At 74.8% G+C, this 19,209-nt stretch carries 16 protein-coding genes; 10 read left to right on the forward strand and 6 right to left on the reverse strand.

Annotated features, from left to right (window positions below; translation table 11 throughout):
- Positions 1 to 5: 5 nt before the first annotated feature.
- From FGG90_RS03405 to FGG90_RS03420, 4 genes are read right to left on the reverse strand one after another with little or no spacing between them, the layout of a single operon-like run.
- On the reverse strand, positions 6 to 1,778 hold the full coding sequence (locus FGG90_RS03405) for a dipeptide ABC transporter ATP-binding protein (RefSeq protein ID WP_094130474.1): 1,773 nt from the start codon (positions 1,776 to 1,778) through the stop codon (positions 6 to 8).
- Positions 1,775 to 2,635 carry an ABC transporter permease gene (locus tag FGG90_RS03410; RefSeq protein WP_094130472.1) on the reverse strand — a complete coding sequence of 287 codons (861 nt, stop codon included), beginning with the start codon at positions 2,633 to 2,635 and terminating at the stop codon, positions 1,775 to 1,777. The genes FGG90_RS03405 and FGG90_RS03410 overlap by 4 nt, the downstream gene beginning before the upstream one ends.
- Positions 2,632 to 3,702: an ABC transporter permease gene (locus tag FGG90_RS03415; protein WP_094130470.1), complete on the reverse strand. Its 1,071-nt coding sequence runs from the start codon at positions 3,700 to 3,702 to the stop codon at positions 2,632 to 2,634. Before FGG90_RS03415 ends, FGG90_RS03410 begins: the two co-directional genes overlap by 4 nt.
- Complete coding sequence (locus FGG90_RS03420) at positions 3,699 to 5,345, reverse strand: ABC transporter substrate-binding protein (protein WP_094130468.1); 1,647 nt, start codon at positions 5,343 to 5,345, stop codon at positions 3,699 to 3,701. Before FGG90_RS03420 ends, FGG90_RS03415 begins: the two co-directional genes overlap by 4 nt.
- A 104-nt stretch (positions 5,346 to 5,449) precedes the next feature.
- Between FGG90_RS03420 and FGG90_RS03425 the strand changes: the two genes are divergently transcribed.
- From FGG90_RS03425 to ndk, 7 genes are all read left to right on the forward strand, one after another.
- The gene (locus tag FGG90_RS03425; RefSeq protein ID WP_094130466.1) at positions 5,450 to 6,061 is read left to right on the forward strand and encodes a TetR/AcrR family transcriptional regulator; all 612 of its coding nucleotides are present in this window, start codon (positions 5,450 to 5,452) and stop codon (positions 6,059 to 6,061) included.
- A 127-nt stretch (positions 6,062 to 6,188) separates the two neighbouring features.
- Positions 6,189 to 6,950, forward strand: coding sequence for an expansin EXLX1 family cellulose-binding protein (locus tag FGG90_RS03430; protein ID WP_165771407.1), 762 nt, complete (start codon positions 6,189 to 6,191; stop codon positions 6,948 to 6,950).
- Positions 6,951 to 7,026: 76 nt separating this feature from the next.
- Entirely contained in the window at positions 7,027 to 7,785 is a 759-nt protein-coding gene (locus FGG90_RS03435; RefSeq protein ID WP_094130462.1) for a class I SAM-dependent methyltransferase, read from the forward strand.
- Between the two features lie 248 nt (positions 7,786 to 8,033).
- Positions 8,034 to 11,336 (forward strand): isoleucine--tRNA ligase, encoded by a 3,303-nt coding sequence (ileS, locus tag FGG90_RS03440; protein WP_094130460.1) that lies wholly within the window; start codon positions 8,034 to 8,036, stop codon positions 11,334 to 11,336.
- A complete protein-coding gene (locus tag FGG90_RS03445) occupies positions 11,333 to 12,901 on the forward strand; it encodes a bifunctional folylpolyglutamate synthase/dihydrofolate synthase (protein ID WP_237583509.1) in 1,569 nt (522 codons plus the stop codon). The genes ileS and FGG90_RS03445 overlap by 4 nt, the downstream gene beginning before the upstream one ends.
- The gene (locus FGG90_RS03450; RefSeq protein WP_094130456.1) at positions 12,898 to 13,383 is read left to right on the forward strand and encodes a DUF4233 domain-containing protein; all 486 of its coding nucleotides are present in this window, start codon (positions 12,898 to 12,900) and stop codon (positions 13,381 to 13,383) included. Before FGG90_RS03445 ends, FGG90_RS03450 begins: the two co-directional genes overlap by 4 nt.
- Positions 13,384 to 13,392: 9 nt before the next feature.
- The gene (ndk, locus tag FGG90_RS03455; protein WP_094130454.1) at positions 13,393 to 13,812 is read left to right on the forward strand and encodes a nucleoside-diphosphate kinase; all 420 of its coding nucleotides are present in this window, start codon (positions 13,393 to 13,395) and stop codon (positions 13,810 to 13,812) included.
- Positions 13,813 to 13,873: 61 nt separating this feature from the next.
- Here ndk and FGG90_RS03460 read toward each other — a convergent pair whose 3' ends face one another.
- Positions 13,874 to 14,482, reverse strand: a complete 609-nt coding sequence (locus FGG90_RS03460; RefSeq protein ID WP_094130452.1) for a vitamin K epoxide reductase family protein — start codon at positions 14,480 to 14,482, stop codon at positions 13,874 to 13,876.
- Positions 14,483 to 14,788: 306 nt separating this feature from the next.
- Between FGG90_RS03460 and FGG90_RS03465 the strand changes: the two genes are divergently transcribed.
- Positions 14,789 to 17,839, forward strand: a complete 3,051-nt coding sequence (locus tag FGG90_RS03465; protein WP_094130450.1) for an Rne/Rng family ribonuclease — start codon at positions 14,789 to 14,791, stop codon at positions 17,837 to 17,839.
- A gap of 98 nt (positions 17,840 to 17,937) precedes the next feature.
- Here FGG90_RS03465 and FGG90_RS03470 read toward each other — a convergent pair whose 3' ends face one another.
- The gene (locus FGG90_RS03470) at positions 17,938 to 18,216 is read right to left on the reverse strand and encodes a DUF4031 domain-containing protein (protein WP_094130448.1); all 279 of its coding nucleotides are present in this window, start codon (positions 18,214 to 18,216) and stop codon (positions 17,938 to 17,940) included.
- Between the two features lie 290 nt (positions 18,217 to 18,506).
- Here FGG90_RS03470 and rplU point away from each other — a divergent pair, with 290 nt between their 5' ends.
- Positions 18,507 to 18,815, forward strand: coding sequence for a 50S ribosomal protein L21 (gene rplU, locus FGG90_RS03475; protein WP_012038175.1), 309 nt, complete (start codon positions 18,507 to 18,509; stop codon positions 18,813 to 18,815).
- 24 nt (positions 18,816 to 18,839) lie between these two features.
- Positions 18,840 to 19,094 (forward strand): 50S ribosomal protein L27, encoded by a 255-nt coding sequence (gene rpmA, locus FGG90_RS03480; RefSeq protein ID WP_012299161.1) that lies wholly within the window; start codon positions 18,840 to 18,842, stop codon positions 19,092 to 19,094.
- The last annotated feature ends 115 nt before the right edge of the window (positions 19,095 to 19,209 follow it).

Below are 19,209 nucleotides of genomic sequence, written 5' to 3' on the forward strand. Positions count from 1 at the left end.
GGCCGTCAGCGCGCCGCGGCGTCCGGATCCAGCCGGGGCACGGCGTCGAGGAGCGCGCGCGTGACGGGGTGGGCCGGACGCGCGAGCACGTCCTCGGCCGATCCGCGCTCGACGACGCGGCCCTCGCTCATCACGGCGACCTCGTCGCTCATGTGCGCGACGACGCCGAGGTCGTGCGAGATGAGCAGCAGCCCGAGGCCGAGCCGGCGCTGCAGCTCGTCGAGGAGGTCCAGCACCTGCGCCTGCACGGCGATGTCGAGCGCGGAGACCGGCTCGTCGCAGATGAGCACGTCCGGCCGCGCGGCGAGCGCCCGGGCGATCGCGACGCGCTGGCGCTGCCCGCCGGAGAGCCGGGCGGGGCGGCGGCCCAGGAGCGCGGGCTCGAGGCCCACCTGCGCGAGGAGCGTGCAAGGCGTGTCGCGGACGTCCGGCCCGCGCAGGTCGGCGACCGCGAGGGCGTCGCGGAGGACGCGCTCGACGGTCCAGCGCGGGTCGAACGAGGCCAGCGGATCCTGGTACACGGCGCCCACGCGGGGCCGACGCGCGTGGCGGTCCCGTTCGGGGATGCCGCTCCACGGCTCGCCGTCGAGGGTCACGACGCCGGTGTCGGGCTCCTCGAGCGCGAGCAGCAGGCGCGCGACGGTGGTCTTGCCGGAGCCGGATCCGCCCACCAGCCCGAGCGTGCGCCCGCGGCGGACCTCGAGCGAGACGTCGTCGACGGCCGTGCGGACGGATCCGCCGGGGCCGCGGTACGCGCGGGTGACGCCGGCGGCGCGGAGGACGACGCGGTGGTCGGCCGGCGGGGTGGGCGCGGGTCGCGGGGCGTCGTGGTCGTCGGGGCCCGGGGAGGCGACGCCCGGGGAGGCGACGCCCGGGGAGGCGACGCCCGGGGAGGCGACGCCCGGGGAGGCGGGCGCCGCCGCCGCGCGGCGCTCCTCCGACAGCGGCACCCCGCGCGGGACGCCCGTGGGCACGGCCGCGACGAGCGCGCGCGTCCGGCGGTGCGCGGGCGCGCGGAGGACGTCCGCGGTGGGGCCCTCCTCGACGACGCGGCCGTCGTGCATCACGGCGACGCGGTCCGCGAGGCGGGCGACGACGGCGAGGTCGTGGCTCACGAGCAGCGTCGCCTGGCCGGCGGCGCGCAGCTCGGCGAGGAGGTCGAAGATCCGCGCCTGCACGGTCGCGTCGAGGGCCGTCGTGGGCTCGTCGGCCACGAGCAGCGGCGGGTCGAGGGCGATGGCGGCCGCGAGCAGGGCGCGCTGGCGGAGCCCGCCGGAGAGCTCGCCGGAGCGCTGGCGGGCGCGCATCCCGGGATCGGGCATGCCGACCCGCTCGAGCAGCTCGACGACGCGCGCCTGCCGGGCCCGCGCGTCCCGCATGCCGTGCAGGCGGAGCGGGTCGCCGATCTCGCGGCCGATCGGGCGGAGCGGGTCGAGCGAGGACAGCGCGTCCTGGAGCACGAGGCCGACGCCGGATCCGCGCACCCGCCGCCACGCGCGGGGCGTCGCCGCGCGGAGGTCGCGGCCGCCGACCTCCAGCGCCCCCGCCTCCACGTGCGCGCCCGCCCCGGCGAGGCCGAGGAGGCTCCGGGCGGTGACGCTCTTGCCGGATCCCGAGGTGCCGACGAGCGCCAGGCACTCGCCCGGCGCGATCCGGAGCGAGACGCCGTGCACGACGCGCACGCCGCCGAAGGACACGCGCAGGTCCTCGACGCGGAGCGCGAGGGGGACGGCGGGCGCGGCGGGCGGGACGCCGTCGTCGGGCGCGCGGCCGCTCACGACTCCCGCACCCGTCGCTCGAGCGCCCGGCCGAGCACGGTGGACGCCGTGGCCGTGAGCACGATCATCAACCCGGGCACCACGGTCAGCCACGGCGCGGAGCCGATGTAGGTGCGGCCCGCGGCGAGCATGGCGCCCCACTCGGGATCCGGCGGCACCGTCCCGAGCCCCAGGTAGCTGAGCGACGACGCCCACACGATCGCCTGCCCCACCCCGAGCGTGCCCAGCACGAAGAGCGGCGCCGCGGTGTTCGGCAGGATGTGCCGCGCGAGCACCACGAGCGGCGGGCGGCCGAGCACGGTCGCCGCCTCCACGTACGGCGACCGGCGCACCGACATGACGCGGCCGCGGATGATGCGGGCGTAGCCGGGGGCCGCGGAGACGCCCACCGCGAGCGTGGCGCTGCCGATCCCGGGGCCGAGGATCACGATGAGGAAGAGCGCGAGCAGGAGCCCGGGGAAGGCGAAGACGACCTCGATCACGCGGTTGACCGCGAAGTCGGCGACTCGGCCGAGGAGCGCGGCGGCGAGGCCCAGGACGGCGCCCAGGCCGAGGCCGATCGCGGTGGCGCTCACCCCGATCACGAGGCTCGGGCCCGCGCCGTGCACGACGCGCGTGAGCACGTCGCGGCCGGACTCGTCGGTGCCGAGGAGGTGGCCGGGCCCGGGCGCGCGGAAGGCCTCGGCGGGGGCGATGGCGAGCGGGTCGCCGGGCGCGAGGAGGCCCGGCGCGACGGCGGCCGCGACGAGGAGCGCGACCACGAGGGCCGCGCCCGCGGTGCCGGCGATCGCGAGGACCGGCACGGGCGGGCGCGACGGCGCGGTCGCGAGGAGCGTCTCGGCGCGGGGATCGCTCATCGCGCGGCCGCCCGCGGGGCGGATGCGCCGGCGGCCGCCGACGCGTCGGGGGCGGGGGCGGACGACGGCGCCGCGGCCGGCACGGGGCCGGTCCGCGCGTCGACGAGCCGCGGATCCACGAGGCGGGCCAGCAGGTCGGTGACCGCGGTGAGCACGATGTAGACGACGGCGACCACGAGCACGACCCCCACGATGACCGGGACGTCGCGGCTCGTCACCGCCGCGAGCGCCGTGCGGCCGAGGCCGGGGCGGGCGAAGATCTGCTCGACGACGACCGCGCCCGAGATGAGGAACCCGAACGCCCAGCCGGAGAGGGCGATGCCCGGGGCGGCCGCGTGCCGGAGCGCGTGCCGCAGCCGCACCCCCGCCTCGGACTCGCCGCGCGCCCGGGCCGCGAGCGCGAAGGGCGCGTCGAGCGCGTCGAGGAGGGCCTCGCGCATGATCTGGCCGAGGAAGCCGGCGAGCGGGATCGCGAGCGTCAGCACGGGGAGCACGAGGCCCGCGGGGGAGGACCCGCTCACGGCGGGCAGCCAGCCGAGGCCGGTGGAGAGGACGAGGATCAGCACCACGCCGATCCAGAAGTGCGGGAGCGACGCCGCGACGATCTCGACGCCCGCGCCGAGCGCCGCCGCCACGCGCCCCGCCCCGGTGGAGACGAACGCGAGGGCGAGCGCGAGGATCCAGGCCACGGCGAGCGCCAGCACCGCGAGCAGGAGCGTGCCCGGCAGCTGGCGCGCGAGCACCGCGACGACGTCCTCGCGGAGCGCGTAGGAGCGGCCGAGGTCGCCCTGCGCGAGGCGCCCGAGCTGCGCGAGGTACTGCACGAGGAGCGGCTGGTCGAGCCCGTACTCGGCGCGCACGGCCTCGACGGCCTCGGGCGGCGCCTGCGAGCCCGGGCCGCCGAGGATCGCCTGCGCCGGGTCGCCCGGGATCAGCCGCACGGCGAGGAACGTGACGGTCGCGACCGCCCACAGCACGAGCACCGCGCCGCCGATCCGCGCCGCCGCGGCCCGCAGGAGCGCGGGCGCGCGGGAGGCGGACGCGGGTCGGGCGCGGCCCCGGGTCACCGGGCGAGCCAGGCGTCGTACAGGGTGGGCGTCGCGACGGACGGCAGCGCGCGGAGGCCCTGCACCGCCGTGCCGTGCAGGAAGTGGTTCTGCTGGTCGTAGAGCGGGAGGATCCAGTACCCGGCCATGACCCGCTCCTGCACGTCGGCGTAGAGCGCGTTCCGGCGGTCGAGGTCGGTCGTGGAGCGGGCCTCGGCGAGCGCCTGGTCGATCTCCGGCACGGAGACCTTGGCGTGGTTCGCGAAGTAGCCGCTGGGCGCGGGCGTGATGCCCGAGGTGTCGTAGAGGATCCGCAGCACGTCGGGACCCGCCTTCGTGTACGGCGCGCTCACGAGCTCGTACGCGTCGTCGCCGAGCGCCTCGTACCAGCTGCCGAGGTCCATCGGCTCGAGCTGCACGTCGAACCCGACGGCCTTGACGTTCGCCTGGATCTGCTCGAACAGCGACTGCTCGGCGGGGATCGACTGGTTGGTGCTCACGGGGAAGCGCAGCGTGAGGCGCGTCCCGTCCTTGGTGCGGATCCCGTCGGCGTCCTTCGTCGACCAGCCGGCCTCGTCGAGCAGCTGGACCGCGCGGTCCGCGTCGATCGCGAAGAGGTCGGCGTCGGAGACGGCGGCGGGCTCGGTGCTGGCGAGCGGGGAGTGCGAGCGCTCGGCGGTCCCCTGGAACAGCGCCGTGATGCCTGCGTCGACGTCGGCCGAGCGGATGAAGGCCTCGCGGACGCGCTCGTCGTCGAAGGGCGCCTGGCCCGAGTTCAGCTCGATGCGGTTGGAGGCGCCCGGCCGCGGGGCGTCGAGCTCGCCGAGCGCGCCGGACGCCGTGGCGGAGGCGATGGCGTCGGGCTGCGCGTTGTCGATCACGTCGACCTCGCCGCTCTGCAGGGCCGCGTAGCGCGACGCGGCGTCGGGCAGGAAGCGCCAGTCGATGCGCTCCAGGTAGGCGGGGCCCGTGTGCGCGGCGTCGGCGGGCGGCGACGCGTAGGCGTCGTTCCGCACGAGCGAGATCGACTGCTGGCGGTCCCAGCGCTCGACGGAGAACGGCCCTGTGCCGATGGGCTGCGCGCAGTTCGCGTCCGTGCCGCGGGCGATCCCGGCGGGCGACTCCATCGCGAGCCACGGCTGGGAGAGCGACTCGAGCAGCGCGCTGTCGGGCGTGGAGAGCGTGAGCCGCACCGTGTCGGCGTCGACGGCGGTCGCGTCGGTGACCGCCTGCAGGGCGAGGTACCCGGTGGAGGAGAGCGTGGCGGGATCCTGCACGTGGCGGATGTTCGCGACCACGGCGTCCGCGTCGAACGGCGTGCCGTCGGTGAAGGACACGCCCTGCCGGAGCTCGAGCGTGAGGCCGAGGCCGTCGTCGCTCCAGGTCCAGCTGTCGGCGAGCCAGGGCGTGATCCCGCCCTTGCCGTCGAGGGACACCAGCGGCTCGAGGAACTGCGAGGAGACGAGCGCCTGCGGGTAGTTGCCGCCGACGTGCGGGTCGAGGCAGTCGGGCTCCGCGTCGCCGGACGCGTAGACGAGCGTGCCGCCGGGGACCGGGGTCGTGGAGGCCTCGGGGGTGGCGGTCGTGCAGCCGGAGAGGACGAGGGCGGTCGCGGCGAGGGCGCCGAGGCCCGCGAGGGCGCGGGCGCGCGAGGTGGGGATCATGGGTGCTTCCGATGTGCGCGCCGGACGGGCGCTGGTGCGGGTGGTTTCTGTACCGCGTCCAACAATACGCGAGCCGACGGCCGCCGGTGCGCGAGGATGGGCCCATGACCTCCGCCCGCCCCGCCGGCCGCCCGCGCCGCTCGTCGCGCGCGACCCTGGAGGAGGCGGCCGCCGAGCTCTTCCTCGAGCACACCTACGCGGCCACCACCGTGGAGCAGATCGCCCAGCGCGCCGGGGTCAGCCGCGCCACGTTCTTCAACTACTTCGCCTCCAAGGCCGACCTCCTCTGGGCGGGCCTCGATGACACGCTGCGGGAGGCGGGCGAGGCGGTCTCCGGCGTGGGGACCTGCGCCGCGCCCGTCGACGCCGTGGTCGAGGCGATCGCCGGAGCCGCCCGGGAGCGCGGCGAGGGCTGGCTCCCGCTCGCGCTCACCCAGCACGAGGTCATGGGCCTCGGCGCGGACGTCGCGGGGGAGGGCGTCGCCCGCGCGGCCCCGCTCGTGGACCCCGTCGCGCAGGCCCTCGCGCGCGGCGCCGGCCGACGCGCGTCCGACGGACCGGTGCGCGTGGCGGCGTCCGTCGTCGCCGCGGCCACGGCCGCCGCGGTCATGGCGTGGGCGGCCGACGGCGTGGGTCGCGGGCCGCTCGAGGGCGCGGTCCGCCGGGCGCTGGATCCGCTCCGCCCGGCGCTCCAGGCCGCCCTCGCCGCCGGCTGAACGCCGCGCGTCCTGCCGGCGAACGCGCCGAGCACGTCGGCCGCGGACCTTCCGCGACCGGTGGACGCGGTCCTACCCTGGCCGCGCGGCGCGACCGCGCCGCCCCCTCGAGATGAGAAGAGACGCCATGCACCTCATCAACGCCCTCTCCGACCGACCGCGACGGGAGGGCACCCGGTGGATCCGCGGACGTGCTCGCCGCCGCAGGACCCTCCCCGCCCTGCTCGCCCTGCTCGTCGCGATCGCCGGCATCGCGGCGGTCGCGCCCGCCGGGTCCGCGTCGGCCGTCGCCGCCGGATCCGGTCGCGCCACGCACTACTCGCTCGGCCCGGACGGCAACACGACGAACGGCAACTGCTCGCTCCCGTCGATCCCCGCGAACCGTCTCTACGTCGCCGTCGGACCCGACGCGTACCGGGGGAGCGCCGCGTGCGGCACCTACCTCGACGTGACGGGCCCGCGCGGCACCGTGCGCGTCGAGGTCGCCGACCTGTGCCCCGAGTGCGGAGCCCAGCAGCTCGACCTCAGCGAGGAGGCGTTCCGCGCGATCGGCGACTTCGACGCCGGCATCATCCCGATCTCGTGGAAGCCCGTCGCGGCCCCGACCGTGCCGCCGCTGGCGTTCCGGCTGAAGGAGGGGTCGTCGGCGTACTGGGCGGCGATCCAGGTGGTCGACGCCGGCACGGAGGTCCGCTCGGTCGAGGTGCGGGTCGGCGCGCGCTGGGTCCCGCTGTCGCGGACGACGTACGGCTACTGGCTCGCCTCGTCGGGCCTGGGCGCGGGCCCGTACACGGTCCGGGTCACCGACGTCACGGGACGCACGGCGACGGTGCCGGGCATCGCGCTCGACCCGATGCGGCTGCAGCGCACCTCCGCCCGGCTCGGCTGAGGGCCCGCGCGACGGCCGGGGCGCGGCGCACGGTCCGCCCCGGCCACCGCACGCGGCCGGGGGCCAGGATGTCCGCATGACCTCCGACGCCCCCGGAACGCCGACCCGCTCCGACCTCGCCTCCTCCTTCGGCGCCGTCGCCGACCAGTACGACCGCGTGCGGCCCGGGTACCCCGACGCGGCCGTCGACTGGATGCTCCCCGCGGGCTCCCGCCGCGTCGTCGACCTCGGCGCTGGAACGGGCAAGCTCACCCGCCTGCTCGCCGCGCGCGGCCTCGCCGTCACGGCGGTGGAGCCCGACGCGGGGATGCGCCGGGTGCTGGCGGAGTCGGCCCCCGACGTCGACGTCCGGGCGGGCAGCGGTGAGGCGATCCCCGTGGGCGACGGCGAGGAGGACGCGGTCCTCGTCGCGCAGGCATGGCACTGGATGGACGCGGGCGAGGCGGCGCGGGAGGCCGCGCGCGTGCTCCGCGCGGGCGGCCGGCTCGGCATCGTCTGGAACGTCATGGACACCGACGTCGACTGGGTCGCGCAGCTCGACGCCCTCCTCCAGCCGGGCCGGCGCTCCTCCGGACGCGCCGTCGAGCCCGGCCCGTTCCCCGGCTTCGGCCCGGTCGAGCACGCGTCCTTCCCGCACGTGCACCCCCTGGCGCCCGAGGACGTGGTGGCCCTGGCCGGATCCATCAGCCGGGTCATCACGCTGCCCGACGGCGAGCGCGCCCGCGTCCTCGACGACATCCGCACCCTCCTCGCCGGCCACCCGGACACAGCCGGACGCGACGTGCTCGAGCTGCCGTGGCGCGCCGACGCGTACCGGGCCCAGCTCGGCGGCTGAGCCCGCCGGATCCGCCGCCCGGGCGCGCTAGCATGGGGGCACAGGCGTCGATCCGGCCATCACCGGGGAGCCTTCGGAAGAGAGCCCCGCGCACGTCGGCGGGGAAGGTAGAACCGAACGGGTCGGGCCCGTCATCGCCCATGCAGAGTGGTCGCGCATCGCGCGGCAAGCGGGGTGGTACCGCGCTCGGGATCCGCACACGGCATCCGGGCGTCCTCGCGGAGATCCCCGTCGCCGCAGGAGATGCCATGACCTACCCCCGTCCCGTCCCCGACGACCCGGGCGCCCCCGACCACGTCGCCGCGAGCCCGCGCTTCCCCGACGTCGAGAAGGGGATCCTCGCGTTCTGGAAGCGCGACGACACCTTCCGCGCCTCCGTCGAGCGGCGCGAGGGAGGCGACGAGTGGGTCTTCTACGACGGCCCGCCCTTCGCGAACGGCCTCCCGCACTACGGGCACCTCCTCACCGGCTACGCCAAGGACGCGTTCCCGCGCTTCCAGACCATGCGCGGCAAGCAGGTCCACCGCCGCTTCGGCTGGGACACGCACGGCCTGCCCGCCGAGCTCGAGGCGATGCGCCAGCTCGGGATCACCGAGAAGAGCGAGATCGAGGAGATGGGCGTCGAGGAGTTCAACGCCGTCGCCCGCCGCTCGGTGCTCGAGTACACGGGTGAGTGGGAGGAGTACGTCACCCGCTCCGCGCGCTGGGTCGACTTCGAGGACGACTACAAGACGCTCGACGTCGACTTCATGGAGTCCGTCATCTGGGCCTTCAAGCAGCTGCACGACAAGGGCCTCGCCTACGAGGGCTTCCGCGTGCTGCCGTACTGCTGGCACGACCAGACCCCGCTGAGCAACCACGAGCTGCGGATGGACGACGACGTCTACCGCATGCGCCAGGACCAGTCCGTGACCGTCACGTTCCCGCTCGTCGGCGCGAAGGCGGAGTCGCTCGGCCTCACCGCCGTCCGCGCGCTCGCCTGGACGACCACGCCCTGGACCCTGCCCACGAACATGGCGCTCGCGGTCGGGCCGGACATCACCTACGCCGTCGTGCCCGCGGGCCCCGCCGGCACGCCCGACGCCGAGGCGCCCGACTCCCTGCCCCGCGCGTCGTCCGTGCAGCTCGCGGCCGAGGCGCTCGGATCCGAGTACCTCATCGCCCAGGACCTCGTGGGGAACTACGCCAAGGACCTCGGCTACGCATCCGCCGACGACGCGCGCGCCGCCGTCTCCCGCACCGTGCTCGGGCGGCAGCTCGAGGGCGTCGCGTACGACCGCCTCTGGGACTTCTACGCCGACACCGAGCGGTTCGGCACCGAGAACGCGTGGCAGGTGCTCGTCGCCGACTACGTCACGACCACCGACGGCACCGGCATCGTGCACCAGGCCCCGGCCTACGGCGAGGAGGACCAGCAGGTCTGCGCCGCCGCCGGCATCCCCGTGATCCTCTCCCTCGACGAGGGCGGCCGCTTCGTCGACACCGTGCCCGACGTCGCGGGGGAGCTGTGGTCGGACGCCGGGAAGACGCTCACGCGCATGCTCAAGGCGCAGGGTCGCCTCATCCGGCAGGCCAGCTACGAGCACTCGTACCCGCACTGCTGGCGCTGCAAGAACCCGCTCATCTACAAGGCCGTCTCCAGCTGGTTCGTGCGCGTCACCGACTTCCGCGACGACATGGTGCGCCTCAACCAGGACATCACGTGGACGCCCGAGAACGTCAAGGACGGCCAGTTCGGCAAGTGGATCGGCAACGCCCGCGACTGGTCCATCTCGCGCAACCGGTTCTGGGGCAGCCCCATCCCGGTGTGGAAGAGCGACGACCCGGCCTACCCGCGCATCGACGTCTACGGCAGCCTCGACGAGCTCGAGGCCGACTTCGGCGTGCGCCCGACCGACCTGCACCGCCCGTTCATCGACCGCCTCACGCGCCCGAACCCCGACGACCCGACGGGGAAGAGCACCATGCGCCGCATCGAGGACGTGCTCGACGTCTGGTTCGACTCCGGATCCATGCCGTTCGCGCAGGTGCACTACCCGTTCGAGAACCGCGAGTGGTTCGACGAGCACAGCCCGGCGGACTTCATCGTCGAGTACATCGGCCAGACCCGCGGCTGGTTCTACACGCTGCACGCGCTGTCGACCGCGCTGTTCGAGCGGCCGGCGTTCTCGAGCGTCGTGAGCCACGGCATCGTGCTCGGCAACGACGGCCAGAAGATGTCGAAGTCGCTCCGCAACTACCCGGACGTCAACGAGGTCTTCGACCGCGACGGATCCGACGCCATGCGCTGGTTCCTGCTCGCGAGCCCGGTGCTCCGCGGCGGCAACCTCGTGGTCACCGAGGAGGGCATCCGCGAGGGCGTCCGCCAGGTGCTGCTGCCGCTGTGGAGCACGTGGTACTTCTTCTCGCTCTACGCGAACTCCGCGCAGCCGGGCGGCTACGAGGCGACGCGCGACACGACGAGCGACGACGTGCTGGACCGCTACGTCCTCGCCCGCACGCGCCGCCTGGTGGCCGAGGTCACCGAGCACATGACCGCGCTCGACTCGACCCTCGCCGCGGCGTCGCTCCGCGACTTCGCCGACGTGCTCACCAACTGGTACGTGCGCCGCAGCCGCGACCGCTTCTGGGCGGGCACGGCGACGGGCGACACGCGCGCCTTCGACACGCTGTACACGGTCCTCGAGACCGTGACCCGCGTCGCCGCGCCGCTCCTGCCGCTCGTCTCCGAGCGCATCTGGAAGGACCTCACGGGCGGCCGCAGCGTGCACCTGGAGGACTGGCCGGAGCCCGACGACCTGCCCGCCGACGACCGCCTCGTGGAGGTGATGGACCGGGTCCGCCAGGTCGCGTCGACCGCGCTCTCGCTCCGCAAGCAGTCGGGCCTCCGCGTGCGCCAGCCGCTCGCGCGCCTCACGGTCGTGAGCGACGACGCCGAGGGGCTCGCCCGCTTCGAGGACATCCTGCGCGACGAGCTCAACGTCAAGGCCGTCTCCGTCGAGGAGCTCACCCCCACGAGCGCCTCCGACGCGGGCATCACGCGCCGCCTCACCGTCAACGCGCGGGTCGCGGGTCCCCGCCTCGGCAAGGGCGTGCAGCAGGTGATCCAGGCGGCCCGCTCGGGCGACTGGACCGAAGTCCACGGCGAGGTCGTCGCGGGCGGCGTGCCGCTCGTGGCCGGCGAGTACGAGCTCGTCCTGGAGGTGGCGGGCGACCGGGCCGACCAGGCGCTCGCGCTCCTGCCGGGCGGCGGCTTCCTGCTGCTCGACACCGCGCTCACCCCCGAGCTCGAGGCCGAGGGCCTCGCGCGCGACGTGGTGCGGAACGTGCAGGACGCGCGGAAGGGCGCGGGGCTCGACGTGAGCGACCGCATCGCCCTCGTGATCCGCCTCGACGCGGCGGGCGCCGAGGCCGCGGAGCGGTTCCGCGACCTCATCGCCCGTGAGACCCTGGCGGTGGCGCTGCGGATCGACGCGGACGCCGAGGCGACGGCGTCCGGCATCGTCGTCGGCGGCGGATCGCCCCTGGACATCGAGGTGGAGCGAGCATGAGTGACCAGCAGGGCGGACGGCCCTTCGACGACGACGAGCCCCGCCGCGACGACGACTTCGAGCCCGAGGGGGACCAGGGCGTCGACGCCGCGGCGCGCGCCCTCGACCCCGACGTCGACGGCCTGAGCGACGACCAGCTCTTCGCCGACGACGCGGCCGAGCTCCGCCGCGAGGCCGAGCGGTCGATCGTGGCCGGCCGCGAGGTCGACGACGAGAACTACTTCGAGCGCGAGGGGGAGCAGGTGTACCAGGCGCTCCTCTCCCGCGTCGGCGAGCAGGCGCCCCAGCCGCGCCTCACCGCGACCCGCCGCGTCGTCGAGCTGCTCGGCGACGTGCACCGCGCCTACAAGGTCGTGCACGTCACGGGCACCAACGGGAAGACGTCCACGAGCCGGATGGCGGAGAGCATCCTCCGCGCCGCCGGGCTCCGCACGGGGCTGTTCACGAGCCCGCACCTGGTGCGCGTCAACGAGCGCATCGTGATCGACGGCCAGCCCATCACCGACGAGGCGCTCAGCCGCAACTGGGCCGACGTCGAGCCGTTCATCGACCTCGTCGACCAGGAGCTCGGCGCGGCGGGGGAGCAGCCCGTCACGTTCTTCGAGGCGCTCACCGTGCTCGCGTTCGCGTCGTTCGCGGACGCGCCGGTGGACGTCGCCGTGGTCGAGGTCGGCATGGGCGGCGAGTGGGACTCCACCAACGTCGCCGACGGCGAGGTCGCGGTCTTCACCCCCGTGTCGCTCGACCACACGCAGCGGCTGGGCTCCACCGTCGCGGAGATCGCGCGCACGAAGTCGGGCATCGTGAAGCCCGCGTCCGACGTGGTCTCGAGCGCCCAGGTGCCCGAGGTCGTCGCCGAGCTGACGCGCGCGGCCGAGCTGACCGAATCGACCTGGTCGATGGAGGGGGAGCGGTTCCGCCTCCTCGACACGACCCTCGCGGTCGGCGGCCAGGTCATCAGCGTGCAGGGCCTCGCGGGCACCTACCGCGACGTCTTCCTGCCGCTGTTCGGCGCGCACCAGGCCCAGAACGCGGCGGTCGCGATCGCGGCGGTCGAGTCGTTCCTCGGCGGCGGCGACCACGCCATCCACGACGACGTCCTCGCCGAGGGCCTCGCCACCGTGACGAGCCCGGGGCGCCTGCAGGTCGTGGGCACCGAGCCGACCGTGCTGGTGGACGCCGCGCACAACCCGGCGGGCGCCGCGTCGCTCGCGGCCGCCCTGCCCGTCTACTTCACCTTCGACCGCGTGACGGCCGTGATCGGCGTGCTCACCGACAAGGACGCCGAGGGCATCGTGCGGGAGCTCGCGCCCGTGGTGGACCACTTCATCGTCACCCGGTCCGCGTCCGTGCGCTCGGTGGATCCCGACGAGCTCGCCCGCGTCGTCGTGGGCGTCGTCGGCCGCGACCGCGTCACGGTCGAGCCCGACCTCCGCACGGCGCTCGACGACGCGCGCGACTCCGCCGGCGAGACGGAGAAGGGCGCGGCGCTCGTCACCGGCTCGATCCTCCTCGTGGGCGAGGCCATCGAGCACGCGCGCGACGAGGGCTGGAAGACCGCGTGAGCACCGACGGCCGCCCGGCCCGCACGCGACGACCCCGTCCGCCCCGGACGACGGTCGAGATCCTCGGATCCATCGTCATGGGCTTCCAGGTGATCGTCGTGTTCCTCGCCAGCCTCGTCGCCTTCGGGCTCCAGGCGCTACCCGCGCTGCCCGCGCTCGGCGGCGGCGCCCTGCTCGTCCTCGCGATGCTCACGGTCGTCGGCTCGCTCCGCACGCCGCTCGGCGTGCGCGCGGGCTGGGTCGTGCAGGTCCTCGTCGTGCTCACCGGCTTCGTGCTGCCGGCCATGTTCGCGGTCGGCGGCTTCTTCCTGCTCCTCTGGGTCTACGCGATGGTGCAGGGCGCCCGCATCGACCGCGAGAAGGCCGCGGCCCGCGGCGCGTGGGAGCAGGCCATGCTCGACGAGCAGCGGGCCGCGCGATCCGACGACGACCGCCCCACCGATCACCGACCCACCACCGAGCCGCCGGCTCCCACCCCGTAGGAGGAACCCATGACCGCTCCCGTCCAGGAGACCCTCGTCCTCGTCAAGCCCGACGGCGTCGCCCGCGGCCTCACCGGCGAGATCCTCCGCCGCATCGAGGCCAAGGGCTACCGCATCGTCGACCTCCGCATGGTGCAGGCCGACCGCGCCCTGCTCGAGCAGCACTACGAGGAGCACCAGGGCAAGCCCTTCTACGAGCCGCTCGTCGCGTTCATGGAGTCGGGCCCGGTCGTCGCCGTGCGCGTCGCCGGGAACCGGGTCATCGAGGGCTTCCGCTCGCTCGCGGGCACGACCGACCCGACGGGCGCCGCACCCGGCACGATCCGCGGGGACCTCGGCCGCGACTGGGGCCTCGCCGTCGCGCAGAACCTCGTGCACGGCAGCGACGCGCCGGAGTCGGCCGAGCGCGAGCTCGCCCTCTGGTTCTAGGGGCTAGCACGACGAAGGGGCCGACCGGCGATCCGGTCGGCCCCTTCGTCGTCCCGGAGCCTCAGCCGAGGAGCGTGGGGAGCAGCGCCGGGAACGTCGCGATGATCGCGACCACGATGACCGCGTAGTTGAGCACGACGACGGCCCACGTGTACGGCGCCACCGCGTCGGCGGCACGGCGGACGCCCGCCGGCAGCGGCAGGAGCCCCGCCCGGGCGGTGGCGGAGAGCGTGCCCCACCACAGCGGGATCATCGCGCTCCAGACGAGCAGGCAGTAGGGGCAGAGCGCCCCGATGACGAAGACGCTCTGCGTGAAGAGCCACGTCACGAAGACCCAGCCCGCGAACGTGCCCAGCGCGAACAGGGTCCAGAACCAGCGTGCGAAGCGGGCCCCGGCGAGGAGCGCCATGCCGATCACCACGGGCACGACGAACGCGGCCACGCCGATGAGCGGGTTGGGGAAGCCGAACAGCGAACCCTGCCGCGACTCGATGACCGTGGCGCAGGAGATGAAGGGGTTGACGTCGCAGGAGAGCGACGCGCCCGGGTTCTCGAGCAGGTGCAGCCGGTCGAGCACGAGGACGAAGGCGCCGATCCAGCCGACGACGCCGGTGACGACCAGCAGGAGGGCCAGGGAGCGGGGGTGCACGGGGGCCCGGGTCGCGGTCATGCGGCGATCATGGCAGACCGCCGGGCGCCGACCCTGACGGCCGGGTGGACGTCGGCGTGCGATACTGGCAGGCAGGTCGCCCCGCCGCGCGGGACGGCCGCCATGAAGAGTCTTTCCCGGGGCAGACCCGGGCCGCCAGGCACGTCCGGCGGCGGATAGCCAGTTCCGTACCAGTGCGCACGACCGAAGCCTCGGGCCGGTCGTCGCAGACCAAGGATCGACGGAGACCCGCGAACGCGGGGATCCACTCGGAGAGCTACCGGGGTACGGCGCGGCCGTACCGCCCGGCTGAGGAGTGCACCAGAGATGGTGGAGAGAGACGAGAACACCGGCAGGAGGCGTCCGCGCCTCTTCGAGCGGCTCACGGGCCGCCGTGCCGAGCCGACCGCGGCCGAGGGGACCGACGGCACGTCCGTCCTCCCCGGTGCCGCGACCCCCGAGGCGAGCGGCCCGTCCGCCGCCTCCGAAGCGAAGGGCCGAACCCTGAACGAGAACGAGACCACCCCGTCCACGCCCGACGAGACGGAGGCGCCGGTCGTCCGACGCTCCCGCCGCGCGAGCGCCGCCGCCTCCGCCCCCGCGGGCGCCCCGACGGACGACGCCAGCGTCGACGCGTCCGCCGCCGCCGCCGCGCCGGCCGAGGCCCCTGCCGCCGAGGCCCCTGCCGCCGAGGGATCCGCCGACGCGGGAGAGGTCGTGGCGCCCGCCCGGGCGACCCGCACCCGCGCGCCGCGTCGTGCCGCGGCGTCCGCTGCCGCGGACGCGGCGTCCGCCGAGGAGCCGACCGCGGACGCACCTGCCGCGGCGACGACCCCCGACGCGGCCCCGGTCGCCGAGGACGCCGCCGTCGCGCCGGAGCCGGAGGCCCCCGCGGCTCCCGCCCGCGCGCTCCCGTCCCTCTCCGTCTTCTTCCAGGCCCCGGACATCGCGCCGCTGCCGCCCCGCCGCGAGCGGGACGACCGCCGCGACGACCGCCGCGACGACCAGGACGACGACCTCGAGCGCGACGAGCGCCCGTCGCGGTCCTCGCGCCGCGGCGGGCGCGGCCAGGACCGCAGCACGGGCCGCGACCCGCGCGACCGCGACGACGACCGCGACGATGATGAGGACGCCCCGTCGGTCCGCCGCCGCGCGCGCCGCCGCTCCGGCGAGGAGGGCCGCGACGGCGACGACGCGCCCGGCACCGTCGTCAAGGTCCGGACGCCCCGCGAGCCCGAGCTCATCACCGAGCCGCAGCGGATCAAGGGATCCACGCGCCTCGAGGCCAAGAAGCAGCGCCGCCGCGACGGCCGCGACGCCGGCCGCCGCCGTCCGGTCCTCACGGAGTCCGAGTACCTGGCCCGCCGCGAGTCGGTCGACCGCAGCATGATCGTGCGCTCGCGCGACGGCAAGATCCAGATCGGCGTGCTCGAGGACCAGGTCCTCGTGGAGCACTACGTCGCCCGCGCCGACGAGGCCTCGCTCATCGGCAACGTCTACCTCGGCCGCGTGCAGAACGTGCTCCCGAGCATGGAGGCCGCGTTCATCGACATCGGCCGCGGCCGCAACGCGGTCCTCTACTCCGGCGAGGTCGACTGGGAGGCCGCGAACGCCGACAAGGGCGGCGGCAACCACGCCCGCCGCATCGAGGTCGCGCTGAAGCCCGGCGACCGCGTGCTCGTCCAGGTCACCAAGGACCCGGTCGGCCACAAGGGCGCCCGCCTCACCAGCCAGGTCAGCCTGCCCGGCCGCTACCTCGTCTACGTGCCCAACGGGTCGATGAACGGCATCAGCCGCAAGCTCCCCGACACGGAGCGCGCGCGCCTCAAGAAGACCCTCAAGGAGGTGCTGCCCGAGAACGTGGGCGTCATCGTCCGCACGGCCGCCGAGGGCGCGACGGAGGAGCAGCTGAAGCTCGACGTCGAGCGCCTCACGTCGCAGTGGTCCGAGATCAGCCGCCAGGTCGAGAAGGCGCAGGCGCCCGCGCTCCTGCACTCCGAGCCCGACCTGCTGCTGAAGATCATCCGCGACGTCTTCAACGAGGACTTCCGCGAGCTCGTGATCGACGGCGGCGACGCCCAGGAGATCATCGAGGGCTACCTCCGCGGCGTGGCGCCCGACCTCATCGACCGGGTGCAGGCGTACTCGGGCGAGAAGGACTCGTTCGACCACTACCGCGTCAGCGAGCAGATCGAGAAGGCGCTCGACCGCAAGGTCTGGCTGCCGTCCGGCGGCTCGCTCGTCATCGACCGCACCGAGGCCATGACCGTGGTCGACGTCAACACCGGGAAGTTCGTCGGATCCGGCGGCAACCTCGAGGAGACCGTCACCAAGAACAACCTCGAGGCCGCGGAGGAGATCGTCCGCCAGCTGCGCCTGCGCGACATCGGCGGCATCATCGTCGTCGACTTCATCGACATGGTGCTCGAGACCAACCGCGACCTGGTGCTGCGCCGCCTCGTCGAGTGCCTCAGCCGCGACCGCACGAAGCACCAGGTGGCCGAGGTCACGTCCCTCGGGCTCGTGCAGATGACCCGCAAGAAGCTGGGCCTCGGCCTCCTCGAGTCGTTCTCGGAGAACTGCGAGACGTGCGCCGGGCGGGGGATCATCATCCACCACGACCCGCTCATGGCCCACAAGCAGACGCCGCAGGAGCCCGTGCAGGGCCAGGGTCGCCGTCGCGGCGGCAAGGGCCAGCAGGAGCACGGCACCGGCAGCGGGGGCAACGGCAACGGCGGCAACGGCGGCGGACGCGGCGGCGCCCCGGCGCAGCAGCAGCGGACGCCCGCGGCCAGCACGCACAGCATCACGGACGACGCCCGCTCGGCGCTCGCCAAGATCGCGACGAGCACCATCCAGACCGTCACCGACGCCGTCGACCGGGTCGAGGACGTCGTCCGCACCTCCGAGGAGCCGGCCGAGTCGGCGCAGCCCGCGACCGAGGCGCCCCGCGCCGACGAGCAGCAGCCGCGCGGCGACCGCCCGCGTCGCAGCCGCGGCGGACGGGGACGCGCGTCGTCCGCGACGTCGGAGGCCCGTGGGGAGCAGGACGCCGAGGCGCCCGTCGCCGCGGCCGAGCCGGCTCCCGCGGAGGACCCGACGCCCGTCGACGCGGCCGTGGAGGAGCCCGCGCTCTCGACGCTGGAGCCGCGCGAGGCGATCCGCCTCGAGCCCGTGCAGATCCTCGACATCCCGGTGGCGAGCACCCGCACGGCGCCCCGCCGCGTCAGCTCGGCGGATGCGGAGCAGCTCCTCGGCTCCGTGCTCGACGCGCTGCCGCAGCCCAAGGAGCCGGGCCAGGGCCGCTCGCGCAGCCGCCGCGTCTCCACCGCGACGCTGACGACGCCGGCACCCGAGGCCGACGCCGACGGCAGCTAGTCCGCTCGGCCGTCCGTACGACGGCCGCACGGAGGAGGGCCCGGAGCGCATGCTCCGGGCCCTCCGTCGTCCACGTCCCGCTCGCGCGGGCACGCTCCTCAGGAGCGGGGCGCCCGCCGCTCCCGCTGGGTGACGCGCAGCCCGCTCGCCTGGAGGCGACGGACGAGGTCCCGGTTCGACACGGGCACGGCGCCGCGCGCGACGAGCTCGTCGTAGCGGGCGGCGGGGACGTCGTAGTGGTCCCGGTCGAAGCCCCGCTCGGGGATGCCCGCGGCCCGGGCGAACGCGTGCAGCTCCTCGAGCGACGCGTCGCTCACGAGGTGCGCCCAGAGCGTCCCGTGCGCGGGCCAGGCGGGTCGGTCGAGGAGCACGCTCATCCGTCGATCCTAGGCACGCGGAGGTCGCGTCGCGCCCCGGGCGGTGCCGTCCCGACGCGCGACGCGCCCGGCGGGGATGCCCGGGGGAGCGCTCGCCCTCGCGTATGATCGACCGAGGACGCCGGGGGTCCGGAGTTTGACCCCTGTCCGGCGTTCCGGTAACGTGAGTCGCTGGCATGCGCTGATCCTCGAAGGTCGCGTGCGTGCCGCAGACTTCCTCCAATGATTCGGGCCACGAGGCGTCATGTCCTCAGTGAGTCAAGCCCGCGAGAGAAAACAGGTACGGAAAAGTGGTTTACGCAGTTGTGCGCGCCGGCGGTCGGCAGGAGAAGGTCGAGGTCGGGACCATCGTCACGATGGACCGGGTCAAGAACCAGCAGAGCGGCAAGGTCGTGCTCCCCGCGGTCCTGCTCGTCGACGGCGACACCATCACCACGGACGCCGCGAAGCTCGCCGACGTCACCGTCAGCGCCGAGATCCTGAACGACCTCCGCGGTCCCAAGATCGTCATCCAGAAGTTCAAGAACAAGACCGGGTACAAGAAGCGCCAGGGGCACCGCCAGGACCTCACGCGCGTCCAGGTCACCGAGATCAACTAGCACCGAGACCGCAGGGAGATACAGATGGCACACAAGAAGGGCGCGAGCTCTACCCGCAACGGCCGTGACTCGAACGCCCAGCGCCTCGGCGTGAAGCGCTTCGGCGGCCAGGTCGTCGGCGCCGGCGAGATCATCGTCCGCCAGCGCGGCACGCACTTCCACCCCGGCGTCAACGTCGGCCGTGGCGGCGACGACACGCTGTTCGCCCTCTCCGCCGGCTCGGTGGAGTTCGGCGTCAAGGGCGGCCGCAAGGTCGTCAACATCGTCGTCCCGGCCTAGCGCAGGCCGACAGCACGGACCCTGCAGCGGCACTGCCGCGCAGCACCGCAAGGGCGGGCCTCCTCGGCCCGCCCTTGCGTGCGTTCCGCAGGGACACCTCTAGAAGAAACGAGCG

Origin of the sequence: Clavibacter michiganensis subsp. tessellarius, from assembly GCF_021922985.1 — a bacterium.
In the GTDB taxonomy this organism is placed as follows: Bacteria; Actinomycetota; Actinomycetes; order Actinomycetales; family Microbacteriaceae; genus Clavibacter; species Clavibacter tessellarius.